This window comes from Zhihengliuella halotolerans (assembly GCF_004217565.1).
Taxonomy (GTDB): domain Bacteria; phylum Actinomycetota; class Actinomycetes; order Actinomycetales; family Micrococcaceae; genus Zhihengliuella; species Zhihengliuella halotolerans.
The window spans coordinates 1,139,821-1,155,469 of the sequence record NZ_SHLA01000001.1 but is presented as its reverse complement, the minus strand read 5'-3'; the positions used below and the strand labels follow the sequence as shown (position 1 = coordinate 1,155,469).

Annotated in this window: 15 protein-coding genes; 9 read left to right on the top strand and 6 right to left on the bottom strand. The window is 68.4% G+C overall.

Annotation, left to right across the window (positions count from 1 at the left end; all coding sequences use genetic code 11):
• Nucleotides 1-3 precede the first annotated feature (3 nt).
• From ruvX to nusB, 9 genes are all read left to right on the top strand, one after another.
• On the top strand, nucleotides 4-504 hold the full coding sequence (gene ruvX / locus EV380_RS05205; protein WP_102158402.1) for a Holliday junction resolvase RuvX: 501 nt from the start codon (nucleotides 4-6) through the stop codon (nucleotides 502-504).
• 14 nt (nucleotides 505-518) lie between these two features.
• The gene (mltG, locus tag EV380_RS05200) at nucleotides 519-2,021 is read left to right on the top strand and encodes an endolytic transglycosylase MltG (RefSeq protein WP_130449814.1); all 1,503 of its coding nucleotides are present in this window, start codon (nucleotides 519-521) and stop codon (nucleotides 2,019-2,021) included.
• The gene (locus tag EV380_RS05195; protein ID WP_130449812.1) at nucleotides 2,021-2,893 is read left to right on the top strand and encodes a shikimate dehydrogenase family protein; all 873 of its coding nucleotides are present in this window, start codon (nucleotides 2,021-2,023) and stop codon (nucleotides 2,891-2,893) included. Before mltG ends, EV380_RS05195 begins: the two co-directional genes overlap by 1 nt.
• Nucleotides 2,894-2,919: 26 nt before the next feature.
• Complete coding sequence (gene aroC, locus EV380_RS05190) at nucleotides 2,920-4,116, top strand: chorismate synthase (RefSeq protein ID WP_102158405.1); 1,197 nt, start codon at nucleotides 2,920-2,922, stop codon at nucleotides 4,114-4,116.
• A 23-nt stretch (nucleotides 4,117-4,139) separates the two neighbouring features.
• The gene (locus EV380_RS05185) at nucleotides 4,140-4,742 is read left to right on the top strand and encodes a shikimate kinase (RefSeq protein ID WP_130449810.1); all 603 of its coding nucleotides are present in this window, start codon (nucleotides 4,140-4,142) and stop codon (nucleotides 4,740-4,742) included.
• A gap of 3 nt (nucleotides 4,743-4,745) precedes the next feature.
• Entirely contained in the window at nucleotides 4,746-5,831 is a 1,086-nt protein-coding gene (gene aroB / locus EV380_RS05180; RefSeq protein ID WP_130449808.1) for a 3-dehydroquinate synthase, read from the top strand.
• Nucleotides 5,832-5,833: 2 nt separating this feature from the next.
• Entirely contained in the window at nucleotides 5,834-6,331 is a 498-nt protein-coding gene (locus tag EV380_RS05175) for a tetratricopeptide repeat protein (protein WP_130449806.1), read from the top strand.
• Nucleotides 6,332-6,422: 91 nt separating this feature from the next.
• The gene (efp, locus tag EV380_RS05170; RefSeq protein ID WP_102158409.1) at nucleotides 6,423-6,986 is read left to right on the top strand and encodes an elongation factor P; all 564 of its coding nucleotides are present in this window, start codon (nucleotides 6,423-6,425) and stop codon (nucleotides 6,984-6,986) included.
• Nucleotides 6,983-7,393 (top strand): transcription antitermination factor NusB, encoded by a 411-nt coding sequence (gene nusB / locus EV380_RS05165; protein ID WP_102158410.1) that lies wholly within the window; start codon nucleotides 6,983-6,985, stop codon nucleotides 7,391-7,393. The genes efp and nusB overlap by 4 nt, the downstream gene beginning before the upstream one ends.
• Before the next feature lie 155 nt (nucleotides 7,394-7,548).
• On the opposite strand, the gene fabF is transcribed toward nusB, so the two are convergent.
• From fabF to aceE, 6 genes are all read right to left on the bottom strand, one after another.
• Complete coding sequence (gene fabF / locus EV380_RS05160; protein WP_102158411.1) at nucleotides 7,549-8,787, bottom strand: beta-ketoacyl-ACP synthase II; 1,239 nt, start codon at nucleotides 8,785-8,787, stop codon at nucleotides 7,549-7,551.
• A 195-nt stretch (nucleotides 8,788-8,982) separates the two neighbouring features.
• On the bottom strand, nucleotides 8,983-9,228 hold the full coding sequence (locus tag EV380_RS05155) for an acyl carrier protein (RefSeq protein ID WP_102158412.1): 246 nt from the start codon (nucleotides 9,226-9,228) through the stop codon (nucleotides 8,983-8,985).
• Between the two features lie 97 nt (nucleotides 9,229-9,325).
• Nucleotides 9,326-10,381 (bottom strand): beta-ketoacyl-ACP synthase III, encoded by a 1,056-nt coding sequence (locus EV380_RS05150; RefSeq protein ID WP_130449804.1) that lies wholly within the window; start codon nucleotides 10,379-10,381, stop codon nucleotides 9,326-9,328.
• Between the two features lies 1 nt (nucleotide 10,382).
• Nucleotides 10,383-11,321, bottom strand: a complete 939-nt coding sequence (locus tag EV380_RS05145) for an ACP S-malonyltransferase (protein WP_130449802.1) — start codon at nucleotides 11,319-11,321, stop codon at nucleotides 10,383-10,385.
• A gap of 88 nt (nucleotides 11,322-11,409) precedes the next feature.
• On the bottom strand, nucleotides 11,410-12,624 hold the full coding sequence (locus EV380_RS05140; protein ID WP_130449800.1) for a PucR family transcriptional regulator: 1,215 nt from the start codon (nucleotides 12,622-12,624) through the stop codon (nucleotides 11,410-11,412).
• A gap of 146 nt (nucleotides 12,625-12,770) precedes the next feature.
• On the bottom strand, nucleotides 12,771-15,509 hold the full coding sequence (aceE, locus tag EV380_RS05135; protein ID WP_242607509.1) for a pyruvate dehydrogenase (acetyl-transferring), homodimeric type: 2,739 nt from the start codon (nucleotides 15,507-15,509) through the stop codon (nucleotides 12,771-12,773).
• Nucleotides 15,510-15,649 lie beyond the last annotated feature (140 nt).

Genomic DNA, 15,649 nt, shown 5'->3' with positions numbered 1-15,649 from the left:
CGGATGACACGGGGCGTACGCATCGGCATCGATGTCGGACTCGCGCGCGTCGGGGTCGCACACAGCGACCCCGACGCGCTCCTCGCCTCCCCGTGGAAGACGCTCAAGCGAGACGTAAAGAAGAACTCCGACCTGCGTGTTCTCGTCCAATACGTGCGTGACCAGCAGGCGGTCACCGTGTACGTCGGGCTGCCCCGCTCGATGAACGGCGGCGAAACCGCGTCCACCACGATGGCGCGCGACTACGCGGCGGAGCTGCTCGCCCGGCTCCAAACTGAGAAACTAGACGCCGAAGTTCGCTTGGTCGACGAGCGGCTGACGACCGTTTCGGCTCACAAGAGCCTGCACGCTGCAGGCGTCGACGGACGCCAACATCGGCGCGTCGTCGACCAGGTTGCGGCGGTCGCGATTCTTCAGCAGGCCATCGATATGGAAAAATCACTCCAACGCGACGTCGGTACGGCTGTCGAATCGACACGCAACGGCCAGACGGACCAGGATTGAAGGACTTTTAACCGGTGAACTCTCAGCAAGATAGCCCGCGGCGTCGTCGGGCCGCGGCGACGCCTGCGGTCACCGACAGCGACGGGGCGCCCTTCCGACGGCTACGCACCGGGCGCCGTCGTGCCGAACCCACCGCGCCCTTCGACCAGCACCGCCCCGCCCCTGAGGCACCCGAGGAGGCCTCGGAGGGTGACCTGGCGACGCCCGTCGTCGAGCCCTCACCCACGCCCGTGGCAGCCTCCGCGCACGCGAGCGCTACCGTCGAGGAGACGGACGAGGCGGAACCCGAGCTCGGCCACGACGACGAGACACACGTAGCTGAGGCCGCGCACGAGGAGCCGAATACTATCTTCGGCCCCAGCGACGCTGACGAGCACGCCGACGAACCCTTCGACGAGGCTCACGACTACACGCTCAACCACCCGCCCGAGTTGGCGGCCGCCCTGGCCCAGCGTAAGAAGCGGCGGCGCCGGCGCAACATCATCATGGTCTCGGTGTTCACGATCTTCGTCCTCGCCTTGACCGCGGCTGGGCTGTTCATCAACGGGCTGCTCAACACCGAGCCGGCGGACTTCGAAGGCCCCGGCGAGGGTGAGGTCACCTTCGTGGTGGCTCAGGGCTGGGGCCCGAACCGGGTCGGCGACGAGCTCGTCTCCCAGGGGATCGTCGCCTCGCGCGAAGCCTTCCTGCAAGCGCTGTCTTCCGCCGACAGTGAGAACAAGGAGGTGCACCCGGGGGAGTACCCGTTGCAGACGAAGCTGCCGGCGAGGGATGCCGCCGACGTCCTGCTCGGCGTTGGCAGTGCTCCGGTCGCCTACCTCGCGATCAACCAGAACGCCCGCCTCCCCGCCGCGCTGGAGGCCATCGCCGAGGCCACGGGCATCGAGCTCCCTGAACTCCAGGAACTGGCCACAGCGCCCGAGACGTTCGGACTTGACAGCTCCTACGAGAACATCGAGGGCTTCCTGCACCCCGGCGAGTACCGGTTCCCGGTGGATTCCAGCGCCGAGGAGGTGCTGCAGATGCTCGTCGACGCGACGCGGGACAAGCTCGCCGCCGCAGGGGCCTCCGACCCGGACGACGCCTACCGAGCGCTGACCATCGCGAGCATCCTGCAGGGCGAGGCCCGCACGGACGACTACGCCGTCGTCGCCGGAGCCATCGAGAACCGGCTCAAGCCCGACAATCGCGAGACCGGCGGTCTGCTGCAGGTGGACTCTTCCGTGATCTACGGCCTGGACCGCTACACGCTCGAGTTCACGGCCGAGGAGAAGGCCGACGAGTCCAACCCCTACAACACTTACCAGCACGCGGGGCTGCCGCCGACGCCTATCGGTTCGCCGGGCGATGCCGCCATCGAGGCGGCCGTGAACCCGGACGAGAACGACTACTACTACTGGGTCACGGTGAACATCGCCACCGGCGAGACGAAGTTCGCCGAGTCCTACAGTGAGCACCGCCGGAATCAGCAGGAATACCGCGACTACTGCGCGGCCAACCCGGGCGTCTGCGGCTGATGCCCGCTCCCAGCCTCCGGCGGGCCGCCGTCATCGGCAACCCGATCGGGCACTCGAAGTCGCCGGTCCTGCACGCCGCCGCCTACGCGGCGCTCGGCGTCGACATCGCCTACGACGCGCTGGTGGCCGACCCCCAGGACGCCCCCGACCTGGCCGCGCGGCTTCGCGACGACGACTCGTGGGCCGGACTGTCGTGCACGATGCCGATGAAGTCGGCGCTTGTACCCGAGATGGACGAGGTCTCGGATCGCGTCGCGCGTCTCGGGGTCCTCAACACCGTCATCGTGCGCCATACCGCGCGAGGCGTACGGCTCATCGGCGAGAACACGGACGTCGACGGCATTGTGATGTCCCTGGAGCTCGAGCCCGGCTCCGCACGGAACCGGCTCGCTATCCTGGGCGCTGGTGGGACGGCCGCCGCGGCGGTGGCGGCCGCCGCGCAGCTGGGCTTCGCCGCCGTCGACTTCATCGTGCGCGACGCCGGCAGGGCCGCCTCCGCCGTCGACCTCGCCGTCGGCTTCGGCCTCGAGACGCGCACGCTGGACGTCGCCGCCGCGGGCGGGCAGCTCAGCCGGTACGACGCCGCAGTTTCGACCCTCCCGCCCCGAGCCGCCGACGCTCTCGTCCCCGCGCTGCTCGTGTCCGCGCCGCGCGCCGGAACACCACTTCTGGACGTCGCCTACGATCCCTGGCCGAGCGCCCTCGCGCTCGCGTGGGACGCTGCGGGCGGGCGCGTCGTGGACGGATTGTCGATGCTCGTGCATCAGGCTGTGGAGCAGGCCCTGCTCTTCAGCGGCCGCGCCGAAGATGACCGCGAACTAGTCACAAACGTGATGTGTGACGCAGTGGGGCTCCCTCGTCCGTTGGGTTGATGCCATTTCGTGGCAGTATTGAGGTCATGTTGCGTTGGTTGACTGCGGGCGAATCCCATGGCCCGTCCCTCGTTGGAATTATCGAAGGCCTCCCGGCCGGCGTCTCGCTCACCACGGACGACGTCAAGACCGCCCTGGCCCGCCGCCGACTCGGCTACGGCCGCGGCGCCCGCATGAAGTTTGAGCAGGACGAGGTGACCTTCGTCGGCGGCGTCCGTCACGGCTCGACGCAAGGCGGCCCCGTGGCCATCGAGATCGGCAACACCGAATGGCCGAAGTGGCAGAAGGTCATGAGCGCCGACCCGGTCCCCGAGGACGAACTCGACGGCCTCGCACGCAACGCCCCGCTCACCCGGCCGCGCCCCGGCCACGCGGATTTCACCGGCATGCAGAAGTACGGCTTCGACGACGCGCGCCCCGTCCTGGAGCGTGCGAGCGCCCGCGAGACGGCCGCCCGCGTCGCGCTCGGCACAGCCGCGGCCCGTTTCCTCGGTGAACTCGGCGTCGAACTGGTCAGCCACACGGTCGCCGTCGGCACCGTCGCGGTGGCCGAGGGCAGCGACGTGCCGCGCGCCTCGGACGTCGTCGCCCTCGACGCCGATCCGCTGCGCTGCTTCGACCGCACCACCTCTGACGCCATGGTGTCCGAGGTCGACGCGGCCCATAAAGAGGGGGAAACCCTCGGCGGCGTCATCGAGGTCATCGCCTACAACCTGCCGCCGGGCCTCGGCTCCTACGTGCACTGGGACCGCCGCCTCGACGCGCGTCTCTCCGCAGCGCTCATGGGTATTCAAGCGATCAAGGGCGTCGAGATCGGCGACGGCTTCCTGACAGCGGCCCGCCGCGGTTCGGCCGCCCACGACGAGATCCTGCGCGACGACGAGTCCAAGGCCGTGCGCCCCACCAACCGCGCCGGCGGCATCGAGGGCGGCATGAGCATCGGGGGACCGGTGCGCGTCCGCGCGGCGATGAAGCCGATCGCCACGGTCCCGCGCGCCCTGCGCACGATCGACATCGCCAGCGGCGAGGAGGCGAAAGCCCACCACCAGCGCTCCGATGTGTGCGCCGTCCCGGCCGCCGGCGTCGTCGCCGAGGCGATGGTCGCGCTCGTGCTCGCACAGGCTGTACTTGAGAAGTTCGGGGGCGACTCGGTAGCCGAGACCCGCCGCAACATGGAGCAGTACCTCGCGGCCATTCCCGAGTCGCTGGCCTCGTCGAACTAGCCGGCGGCCGAGGTCCAACGCCCGTGACTGATCCTTCCAGTGTCCCGCCGCGCCGCCGTAACAGCGACCCGGATCCCGACGGGCCGGACGTGCTCTGTCTGATCGGCCCCATGGCCTCCGGCAAGACGACCCTCGGTCGCGCCGTTGCCCGGCATCTCGGCGTGCCGTTCATCGACACCGACGCCCAGATCGTCGCCCACCACGGGGCGATCGCAGACATCTTCGCAGCGGACGGCGAGGACGGGTTCCGGACGCTCGAGACCGAGGCCCTGCGGCAGGCCCTCGAGACGGCCGACGTGCACGGGGGCGTCATCGCCACGGGTGGCGGCGCCGTCGTCCGTGCTGAGAACCGGGAGATTCTGGGACACCGCTTCACCGTCTACCTCGAGATCGACGAGGAGACCGTCGCGTCGCGCATCGAACGCGACCAGCACCGCCCGCTGCTCAGCCGGCAAGAAGACGAGGAGCCGCTGGCCAAGTGGTGCCGTATCTTCTCCGAACGTGCCGGGCTGTACCGGGAGACCGCACGCCACATCGTGGACGTTCGCAGCGGGACACCCTCCGCGAACGCCGAACGCATCGTCGACGCCTACCGGCGTTTCCGTACCTCAAGGGGAGGCATCTAGCTCATGACCAACACCACCATCAAGGTCACCGGCAGCACGCCAGGATCGGACTACGACGTCGTCGTCGGGACGGGCCTGCTCGGCCGCCTGCCGGACGTTCTCGGCGAACGTGTCCGCAAGGTCCTCATCATCCACCCGCGCGCCCTGCGCGCGACCGGGGACGCGGTCAAGGCCGAGCTGGACGGCGCCGGCTACACCGGGCTGACCGCCGAGATCCCGGACGCGGAGGAGGGCAAGCACATCCAGGTCGCTTCCTTCTGCTGGCAGGTCCTCGGCCAGAACGACTTCACCCGCTCGGACGCCGTCGTCGCCGTGGGCGGCGGCGCCGTGACCGATGTCGCCGGATTCGTCGCCGCGACGTGGCTGCGCGGGGTCAAGGTCGTCCACCTGCCGACGACGCTGCTCGGGATGGTCGACGCGGCCGTCGGCGGCAAAACCGGCATCAACACCGCAGAGGGCAAGAACCTCGTAGGTGCCTTCCACCCGCCGGCGGCCGTACTCGCAGATCTGGACTCGCTGCAGACGCTGCCGAAGAACGAGCTCGTCACCGGCCTGGCCGAGGTCGTCAAGTGCGGCTTCATCGCCGACCCGAAGATCCTCGACATCATCGAGGCCTCGCCCGAGCGGGTGTCGACGGCGGGCACGGCGGAACAACGCGAGGTCATCGAGCGCTCCATCCGAGTCAAGGCCGAGGTCGTCTCCGAGGATCTCAAGGAGTCGGGCCGGCGTGAGATCCTCAACTACGGCCACACACTCGGCCACGCCATCGAGCTGGCTGAGCGCTACACCATGCGTCACGGGGCAGCCGTCTCGATCGGCCTCGTGTTCGCGGCCGAACTTGCCCGCTCCGTCGGCCGCATCGATGACGAGCTGGCCGACCGGCATGAGCGGATTCTCAGCTCACTCGGGCTCCCGACCACGTACCGCCGGGACCGCTGGGCGGCGCTGCTCGATGGAATGCGCCGGGATAAGAAGGCCCGTGGTGACCTCCTGCGCTTCGTGGTCCTTGATGACCTCGGCAAGCCCGGTATCCTCGATGTACCCGATACCTCGCTACTATTCGCCGCCTACCAGGAGATTGCCGACTGATCATGGGGCCGCAGTGGATTCAGACCGGAATGCCGGGGATCAAGCGCGATCCCGAAACCCTGCTGCCCGTCGTCGTGGACGACGAGCAGGCGGACGCGCTGGTCGAGGGAGACGATCCGTGCAACGCCGTCGTCGTGCTCATCGCCCGCGGGCACTACCGTGAGGCGGCGGAGCTTGTCGCGGACACGCGCCTGTCCGACCCGCAGAACATCCGCATGCGCATGCTGGACACCGACCTGATGCGCGCCATGGGCCGGACCCGCCCCGCGATCAAGCGCCTGCGCGGACTGCTCGACGAATTCAAGGGGACCAGCCACGAGGCCATGATGCACCAGTACCTCGGCATCCTCTATTACACGGAAGGCGACCTCACCGCGGCCGAGCACCGCTTCGAGCGCGCGAAGGAACTGCACACGGAATCTGGTGCGCCGGAGCGGCGAATCGAGTTGGCCAGGCGGTCGCTCGAGGCCGTGAAGCGCCGCGAGGCACTTGTACGTTAGAATCGAGTCTGGATTTTTGACAGGCCCCTTCGGTGACGTCGTCACCCCCGCCCCTCCGGGGCGGCGGGCACCAATACAGGAAGAGTACTTCGTGGCAGATACCACCGATATCAAGAATGGCGTTGTCCTGAAGATCGACGGCCAGCTGTGGCAGATCATCGACTTCCAGCACGTCAAGCCGGGCAAGGGTGGCGCTTTCGTCCGCACCAAGATGAAGAACGTGCTGACCGGCAAGGTGGTCGACAAGACCTACAACGCGGGTGCCAAGATCGAGACCGCGACCGTGGACCGCCGCGACTACCAGTACCTGTACCAGGACGGTGCCGACTACGTCTTCATGGACCTGTCCGACTACGACCAGATCATGGTCCCGGGGCCGGTCATCGGCGACGCCTCCGGCTTCCTGCTCGAGAACCAGAACGTGACCGTCGCCATGCACGATGGCGCTCCGCTCTACATCGAGCTGCCGCCGTCCGTCGTGCTCGAAATCTCCTACACGGAGCCGGGCCTGCAGGGTGACCGCTCCTCGGGCGGCACCAAGCCGGCCACTCTCGAGACCGGCCGCGAGATCCAGGTGCCGCTCTTCGTCGAGCAGAACACCCGGGTGAAGGTCGACACCCGCACCGGCGATTACCTGGGGCGTGTCACCGAGTGAGTACCCGCAGCAAGGCCCGCAAGCGGGCTCTTGAGGTCCTCTTCGAAGCCGAACAGCGCGACGTGAGCCCGCTGGGGGCGCTTCAGCAGCGGCGCGACGCCGTTGCCCAGATCGTGAACCCCTACACCGTCACCTTGCTCGAAGGCGTCGTTGCACAGAGTGAGCGCATCGACGAGATTCTCGGGACGTACGCGAAGGGCTGGACCCTCGACCGCATGCCGACCGTCGACCGCGCGGCACTGCGAATCGGCGCCTGGGAGATCCTCTTCAACGACGACGTCCCAGACGGCGTGGCCGTCGCCGAGGCGGTGGCGCTCGTTCGCGATCTGTCCACGGATGAGTCCCCGGAGTTCGTCAACGGACTGCTCGGCCGGATCCAGCAGCTCAAGCCGACGCTGCTCGCCTAGCTCAGCTCCGCCAGCATGACCGCCAAGGCCCTGCCTGCTCGACACTCCGTCGAGCAGGCAGGGCCTTTCGTCGTCGTACCGACTCGCATTAAACGTCGAAGGCGGCGTGCCCACGGTGTTCCCGTGGACACGCCGCCCGCGATCGCGGCGCCGTGCTAGACGCTGCGGATGGCGACGACGGCGTTGTGCCCGCCGAAGCCGAACGAGTTGTTCAGGGCGACGATCTGCCCGGCCGGCAACTCGCGCGGCTCACCCGTCACGACGTCCAAGGGAATCTCCGGGTCCTGGTTCTCGAGGTTGATCGTCACCGGCGCCTTGCGCTCATAGACGGCCAGGACGGCCAGGACCGACTCCACGGCGCCCGAGGCACCCAACAGGTGACCCATCTGCGACTTGGTGGCGGACACGGCCACGTCGTCGACATGCGAGCCGAGCGCGGCGCTCAGCGCCGTGTACTCGGGCTTGTCGCCCACGGGGGTCGAGGTCGCGTGTGCGTTGACGTGCACGACGTCCTCCGGCTGGATGCGGCCGTCGAACATCGCGGCCTTGAGGGCGCGCGTCGCGCCCAGGCCCTCGGGGTCGGGCGCAGTGATGTGGTAGGCGTCGGCGGTGACGGCGGTGCCGGCCAGTTCGGCGTAGATCCGGGCGCCGCGTGCCAGCGCGTGCTCCTCGGCCTCGAGGACGAGCGCGCCGGCGCCTTCGCCCATGACGAAGCCATCGCGATCGACGTCGTAGGGCCGCGAGGCGTGCTCCGGGTCGTCGTTGCGGCGGGAGAGCGCCTGCATGGAGGCGAAGGACGCCAGCGGCATCGGGTGGATCGCCGCCTCCGCGCCGCCGACCATGACGACGTCGGCCTTACCCGAACGGATGAGCTCCAGGCCCACGTCCATGGCCTCGGTGCCGGAGGCGCAGGCCGAGACCGGCGTGTGCGCGCCCGCGCGGGCACCGAGGTCGAGGCTCACGGCCGCGGCCGGACCGTTGGGCATGAGCATGGGTACCGTCATCGGCAGGACGCGGCGGGGACCCTTCTCCTTGAGCGTGTCCCACGCATTCAGCAGAGTCCAGACGCCGCCGATGCCCGTCGCGAAGGCGACGCCGAGCCGGTCCTTGTCCATCTCGTCGATGCCGGCGTCCTTCCACGCCTCGCGCGCCGCCACGACGGCGAACTGCGTGGACGGATCCATGCGCTTCATCTCGACTCGCGAAAGAGTCTCGCTCGCCGGCGTCGTGACGCGAGCGGCGAAGGTGACGGGCAGCTGATACTCTTCGACCCAATCGTCGGTCAAGGTGCGTGCGCCGGAAGTGCCTTTGAGGGCGTTCTCCCAGAGTGTGGGGACATCCCCGCCGATGGGCGTGGTAGCACCCAGACCGGTGATTACGACTTTGCGGGCCATCAGAAATCTCTCTTTTCGCGATGGGTGACGGTTATCAGGTAGATCTTGCCTTCGCAGTTGGCCTCGTGCGGCGGGCGCCGTCCTACAGGACGTTGCCCGCCACACGGTCGCCCCGCGCCCGGATCCCGGGGATCCGGGGGAGCGGAAAGACTAGGCGGTCCTGATCGAAGGTGCGGTGCGACCGCAGCAGGCAGCTTAGGCCTGGGCGCCCGCGATGTAGCTCACAGCGTCGCCGACGGTCTTGAGGTTCTTGACTTCCTCGTCCGGGATCTTCACGTCGAACTTCTCCTCGGCGTTGACGACGATCGTCATCATCGAGATCGAGTCGATGTCGAGGTCATCCGTGAACGACTTGTCCAGCTCGACCGCCTCGGCTTCCAGGCCGGTCTCCTCGTTCACGATTTCGGCCAGGCCGGCCAGGATCTCTTCGTTGCTCGCCATGTCGGCTTCCTTTCTGTTGTGTCGGGCTGTCCCGACGCGTAGCCCCGTCGTCGTACGACGACGGGTAGAGCGGTGGAATGATTGCTCCTAGGAAATCCTAGGGCAGGCGGACGACCTGCGCGCCGAAGACGAGGCCCGCGCCGAAGCCGATCTGCAGGGCGAGCCCGCCGGAGAGTTCCGGCTGCTCCTCGAGCAGACGGTGCATCGCCAACGGGATCGACGCGGCGGAGGTGTTGCCCATGTCCGCGATGTCGCGGCCCACGGCAACGGTTTCCGGCAGCTTGAGCTGCTTGACCATCTCGTCGATGATGCGCATGTTGGCCTGGTGGGGGATGAAGGCGGCCAGGTCCTCACTTGTGATCCCAGCCTCGTCGAGGGCCTGCTTGGCGACCTTGGCCATGGACCAGACGGCCCAGCGGAAGACGGTCTGACCGTCCTGGCGCAGGGTCGGCCACAGCTTCGCCTCGGTCTCGGCCACCAGCGCGGTGCCCTCTGGGTCGTCCTCGGCGGCGACGGCGATGTCACGCAGGTCCAGCATGGAGTGCGTCATGCCGATCGTGTCCCACTTCGATCCGTCCGAGCCCCAGACCGACGGGGAGACGCCGGGCGTCTCCGACGGCCCGAGGACGACGGCGCCCGCACCGTCGCCGAGTAGGAAGGAGATGGTGCGCTCGTGATTGTCGATGACGTCCGAGAGCTTCTCGGCCCCGACGACGAGCACGTAGTCCGCGGTGCCGGACCGCACCAGCGCGTCGCCCTGGGCGATGCCGTAGCAGTAGCCGGCGCAGGCGGCGGAGATGTCGAACGCGGGCGCGGGCGTCGCACCGATGCGGTCGGCCAGCGCGGCGGCGGCCGAGGGCGTCGCGTAGGGGAACGTCACCGTCGAGACGATGACGGCTCCGAGCTGGCCGGGTTCGATACCGGCGCGCTCGATCGCCTCGCGCGCAGCCCCTTCCGCCAGGTCGAGCAGCGAGAGCTCAGCGGACGCGCGGCGGCGCGTGATAATGCCCGTGCGCTGGCGGATCCATTCGTCGGACGAGTCGATCCACTCGCAGACGTCCTCGTTCGTGACGACGACGTCGCCACGGGCCGCGCCGAGGCCAAGGATGCGGCTGCCGGCGTTGGCCGGCTTCTGGTTCAAGGTGACGCTCATATCAGTCTCGATCCTCTCCACCGGCGTGTTCGGCGACGAACTCCCGGGCTGCTTCCAAATCCTCCGGCGTCTTCAGGGCGAACGTGGCGGTGCCCCGCAGCCCGCGCTTGGCCAGGCCGACGAGTGTGCCCGCCGGGGGGAGCTCGAGAATGCCTGTCACGCCGAGCTCAGCGAGTCGGTCCATGCACAGGTCCCAGCGGACCGGGCGGGAAACCTGCGCGACCAGGCTCTCGAGGTTCGCCGACCCCGATGCGACCTCGGCGCCGTCGTAGTTGCTCAGCAGCCGCACGCTCGGGTCCGCGGGACGCAAGGACGGGGCCAGCGCCTCGAGGACGCCGACGGCCGGGGCCATGTGCGAGGTGTGGAACGCGCCCGCGACCTTGAGCGGAATCACGCGGGCCTTGGCCGGCGGGTTCTCCACGAACGCGGCGATCTGCTCGAGGGTGCCCGCGGCGACCGTCTGCCCGGCGCCATTCGCATTCGCCGCGGTCAGACCCACGGCCTCGATGGCGGCGGCGACGTCGTCGGCGGCACCGCCGAGGACAGCGGCCATACCGGTCGGGGTCGCGGCGGCCGCTTCGGCCATGGCGTTGGCGCGCTCGCGGACGAACATCATGGCGTCGTTCTCACTGAGGGCGGCGGTCAGGGCGGTCGCCGTGATCTCGCCGACGGAGTGGCCGGCGACGACGGCGCCCGCGGGCACCCCGCCGTCCGCGAAGAGCTGGCGGGCGGCCACCAGGCCGGCGGCCACGATCAGCGGCTGGGCGACCGCGGTGTCCTTGATCGTCTCCTCGTCCGCGACGGTTCCGAATTCGATCAGATCACGCCCGGAGAGCTCCGAGAGGTTCTTCAGATGGTCGGCGACGCCCGGGAGTTCAAGCCACGGGGACAGGAAGCCGGGGGTCTGAGATCCCTGTCCAGGGCACACGATTGCTAGCACAGTTCAAGCTTTCCAAGGTTTGGGGAATTACTCGGTGTTCAGGCGCACCAAGCTCGAGTTGGCCTCTTGTAGGAATCCTACAACCGATTCATGTGGCGGGACAGTCCTGGAGCCGCCCGACGACCAGTGCGGTCTGCAGCACGAAAGCCTCCCGGGGAATCAACGGATCCCAGCCGGTGATCTCGCTGACCCGCTTCAGCCGGTACCTGACGGTATTGGCGTGCACGAACAGTTCCCGTGCCGTGCCCTCGAGCGAGTGCCCGAGCGCGAGATAGCTGGAGAGCGTCTCCACCAGGCCGTTGCCCGCCTTCACGAGGGGTCGGTAGACGTTCTCGACGAGCGCGACACCGGCGCTCGCGTCGCCATTGACGACGCGCTCCGGCCAGAGGTCGTCGGCTGCGGTGGGCCGGGGCGCCTGAACCCACGCTGTCGCGGCCGCCAGGCCCGCGAAAGCGGCCTGTGCGGAGGCCGTCGCCGCCCGCAGCGAGTCCGCCCGCGGCCCGTAGACGACGGGGCCGTCGGCGAAGTATTCGGCGAGGCGGCGTAGGCCGGTGCCCGAGTTGTCGCGGATCCCGCCGAGCATGACGATCAAGCGCTCGCCCTGAATACCGACGAGACAGTCGTGCGCGTAGCGCAGGGACGCCCGGCGAAGCTCGCCGACGAATCGCGCGTTCGACTGCTCCGGTGCGCGCCCGACCATCACGTGGATCCCGTCCTGGGACTTCCAGCCGACGGCGGCAAAACGGGAGCGCAGGGTGTCGGTGTCCTCACCGCGCATGACGGCGTCGACGACGAGGGCCTCGAGGCGGCTGTCCCACGCGCCGCGCGTCTCCGCGGCGCGCGCATAGACGTCGGCGGCGGCGAAGGCGACCTCGCGGGAGTAGCGCAGGACGGCTTCGCGCAGGGAGACCTGCTCGGATTCGCTCGCGAGGTCGGGCACCTGGTTCTCGACGACCTCGACGATTGTCCGGATCAGCTGGAGCGCCTTCTGCAGGCTGATCGAGCGAGTGAGCTCGGTCGGCGCCGCACCGAAGACATCGTTGAGGACCCACTGCGGACTCGTCGGCTGCTCGTACCAGGAGACGAAGGACGCGATGCCCTTCTGCGCGACGAGGCCCAGCGCCGCCCGTTCCTCGGGCTCGAGCCCGCGATACCAGGGCAGCGACTGATCGAGGTGTTTCAGGGCGACCGTCGAGAGGATCCCCAAGTGGTCCTTGAGCCGCCTCAGCGTCTCCGCGCTGGCCTGGGGCTGCCGGGGCGGGCGGTTTCTGCCGCCGGCCGGCACGGAACGCGTTTCGGTCATGAACCGAGGATACTCGCGAGCCCCTGTTTCACCCAGCCGGAAGAGGTGCCGTTTTGTGGGATCACTACAAAACGACGGCGGGGCGCCACCCCCAGCAGCCTGCGCTGGTGAGGTGACGCCCCGCCGTCGTACGGGTGCCGGGACCGCTAGCTGTCGCCGCCGGCGTTGCCGCTCGTGCCGGCGTTGACGTCGTTGAGCTGGTAACGCTCGAACGCCTGCGCCGGAGCTTCCGCCGGGACCTCGCCGCGGCGGGCCAGCATCTGCAGTGCCCGGACGACGACGCTGTGCGCGTCGATCTTGAAGAACCGGCGGGCAGCGGCACGGGTGTCGGAGAAGCCGAAGCCATCCGCCCCGAGGGTCGCCCACTCGTTCGGCACGTACTGACGCACCTGGTCCGGAACCGCGGCCATGTAGTCGCTGACCGCGACGACCGGACCGGTGGCGCCGGCAAGCTGCTCCGTGATGAACGGCGTACGTGCCTCCTGACCCGGGTTCTCGAACGCGTCCTCCTCGGCGGAGAGCGCGTCGCGACGCAGTTCGTTCCAGCTCGTCACGGACCACACGTCGGCCGAGACGCCCCACTCATCGGCGAGGATCTGCTGGGCCTCGATGGCCCAGGCCATCGCCACGCCGGAGGCGAGGAGCTGCGTGCGAGGTCCATCGACCTTGGCCGGTGCAGCCAGGTAGATGCCCTTGAGCAGCCCGTCGACGTCCAGCTCCTCCGGCTCGGCCGGCTGGGTGATCGGCTCGTTGTAGACCGTGATGTAGTACATGACGTTCGGGTCGGCGTGCTCGCCGCCGTACATGCGCTCCAGGCCGGCGCGCATGATGTGGCCGATCTCGTACCCGTACGCCGGGTCGTAGGTGACGACGGCGGGGTTGGTCGACGCGAGCAGCGGCGAGTGCCCGTCGGCGTGCTGCAGGCCCTCGCCGGTCAGCGTAGTGCGGCCGGCGGTAGCGCCGATGATGAACCCGCGGGTCATCTGGTCGGCAGCTGCCCAGAACTGGTCGCCCGTGCGCTGGAAACCGAACATCGAGTAGAACACGTACACCGGGATCAGCGGTTCGCCGTGCGTGGCGTAGGCCGTGCCGATGCCGGTGAAGGCGCCGAGGGCGCCGGCCTCGTTGATGCCCGGGTGCAGGATCTGTCCGGACGGGGACTCCTTGTACGCGAGGACCAGGTCGCGGTCCACGGACAGGTAGTTCTGGCCCTTCGGGTTGTAGATCTTGGCCGTCGGGAAGAACGAGTCCATGCCGAACGTGCGCGCCTCGTCGGGGACGATCGGGACGATGCGGTCGCCGAAGTTCTTGTCGCGCATGATGTCCTTGAGCAGGCGCACGAAGGCCATCGTCGTGGCCGCCTGCTGCTTGCCCGAGCCGCGCTTGGCGATCGCGTACGTCTTCTCAGACGGCAACTCGATCTTCCGCGGCGTGCTGCGGCGTTCCGGCACGGAACCGCCCAGCTCGGCGCGACGCTCCATCATGTACTTGATCTCCGGCGCATCGGGCCCGGGGTGGAAGTACGGGGGACGGTACGGGTCGGCTTCGAGCTGTTCGTCCGTGATCGGAATGCGCAGGTGATCGCGGAACGCCTTCAGGTCATCGAGCGTCAGCTTCTTCATCTGGTGTGTGGCGTTGCGGGCCTCGAAGTGCGGACCCAGGCCGTAGCCCTTGACGGTCTTGGCGAGAATGACCGTCGGCTTGCCGTTGGCCTGCATCGACGCCTTGTAGGCCGCGTACACCTTGTGGTAGTCGTGGCCGCCGCGCTTGAGGTTCCAGATCTCGTCGTCGCTCATGTCGGCGACGAGTTCCTTGGTCTCCGGCGACTTGCCGAAGAAGTGCTCGCGCACGAAAGCGCCGGACTCGGCTTTGTAGGTCTGGTAGTCGCCGTCCGGCGTCTGGTTCATGATGTCGACGAGCGCGCCCGACTGGTCCTTCTCGAGCAGCGCATCCCACTCGCGACCCCAGGTCACCTTGATGACGTTCCAGCCGGCACCGCGGAAGAACGCCTCGAGCTCCTGGACGATCTTGCCGTTGCCGCGCACGGGACCGTCGAGGCGCTGCAGGTTGCAGTTGATCACGAACGTGAGGTTGTCGAGCTTCTCGTTCGCGGCCAGCTGGAGGAATCCGCGCGACTCGGGCTCGTCCATCTCGCCGTCGCCGAGGTACGCCCACACGTGCTGCTGCGAGGTGTCCTTGATGCCGCGGTTGTGCATGTAGCGGTTCGCCTGCGCCTGGTAGATGGCATTGGCCGGGCCAATGCCCATGGAGACCGTCGGGAACTCCCAGAAGTCCGGCATGTTGCGCGGGTGCGGGTACGACGGCAGACCATGCCCGGCCTTCGACTTCTCCTGGCGGAACCCGTCGAGGTCCTCCTCGGAGAGGCGCCCTTCCATGAACGCTCGGGCGTACATGCCGGGGGAGGCGTGGCCCTGGAAGAACACCTGGTCGCCACCGCCCGGGTGGTTCTTGCCCCGGAAGAAGTGGTTGAAGCCCACCTCGTAGAGCGTCGCCGCACCGGCGAACGTCGAGATGTGTCCACCGACGCCGATGTCGGGCTGCTGCCCGCGGTGGACCATGATGGCCGCGTTCCAGCGCATCCAGGCGCGGTAGCGGCGCTCGACCTCTTCGTCGCCGGGGAATTCCGGCTCCTGGTCGACCGGAATGGTATTCACGTAGTCGGTCGTAGTCACCATCGGCACGCCGACGCTCTTGGCGCCTGCACGCTGAAGCAACGAGCGAACGATGAACTGGGCTCGTTCGGTTCCCTGAGCCTCAACCAGATCATCGAAGGATTCGAGCCACTCGGCCGTCTCCTCGGGATCGCGGTCCGGCAGCTGGCTGGTCAAGCCAGAGCGGATGTGTGAAATGTGATCGTCAGCCACGTCCAAATTCTCCTTGCAGCGGGTTACAGCGTGGGGGCAGGCGGCGGCCCGCCGTGAACGAATCTCACGACGCCGGCCGTGGCAATTCAGCCGCCATGCGTATTCGGCTGCCATCGTGAGTGCGGCGACAGCCATCCACG

Excerpts from the sequence above, each read along its gene's own strand:
- aroC (WP_102158405.1), top strand. The coding sequence starts at position 2,920 with ATGTTGCGTTGGTTGACTGCGGGCGAATCCCATGGCCCGTCCCTCGTT.
- fabF (WP_102158411.1), bottom strand. The coding sequence starts at position 8,787 with ATGGCCCGCAAAGTCGTAATCACCGGTCTGGGTGCTACCACGCCCATC.
- EV380_RS05155 (WP_102158412.1), bottom strand. The coding sequence starts at position 9,228 with ATGGCGAGCAACGAAGAGATCCTGGCCGGCCTGGCCGAAATCGTGAAC.
- ruvX (WP_102158402.1), top strand. The coding sequence starts at position 4 with ATGACACGGGGCGTACGCATCGGCATCGATGTCGGACTCGCGCGCGTC.
- aroB (WP_130449808.1), top strand. The coding sequence starts at position 4,746 with ATGACCAACACCACCATCAAGGTCACCGGCAGCACGCCAGGATCGGAC.
- EV380_RS05150 (WP_130449804.1), bottom strand. The coding sequence starts at position 10,381 with ATGAGCGTCACCTTGAACCAGAAGCCGGCCAACGCCGGCAGCCGCATC.
- EV380_RS05195 (WP_130449812.1), top strand. The coding sequence starts at position 2,021 with ATGCCCGCTCCCAGCCTCCGGCGGGCCGCCGTCATCGGCAACCCGATC.
- EV380_RS05140 (WP_130449800.1), bottom strand. The coding sequence starts at position 12,624 with ATGACCGAAACGCGTTCCGTGCCGGCCGGCGGCAGAAACCGCCCGCCC.
- EV380_RS05175 (WP_130449806.1), top strand. The coding sequence starts at position 5,834 with ATGGGGCCGCAGTGGATTCAGACCGGAATGCCGGGGATCAAGCGCGAT.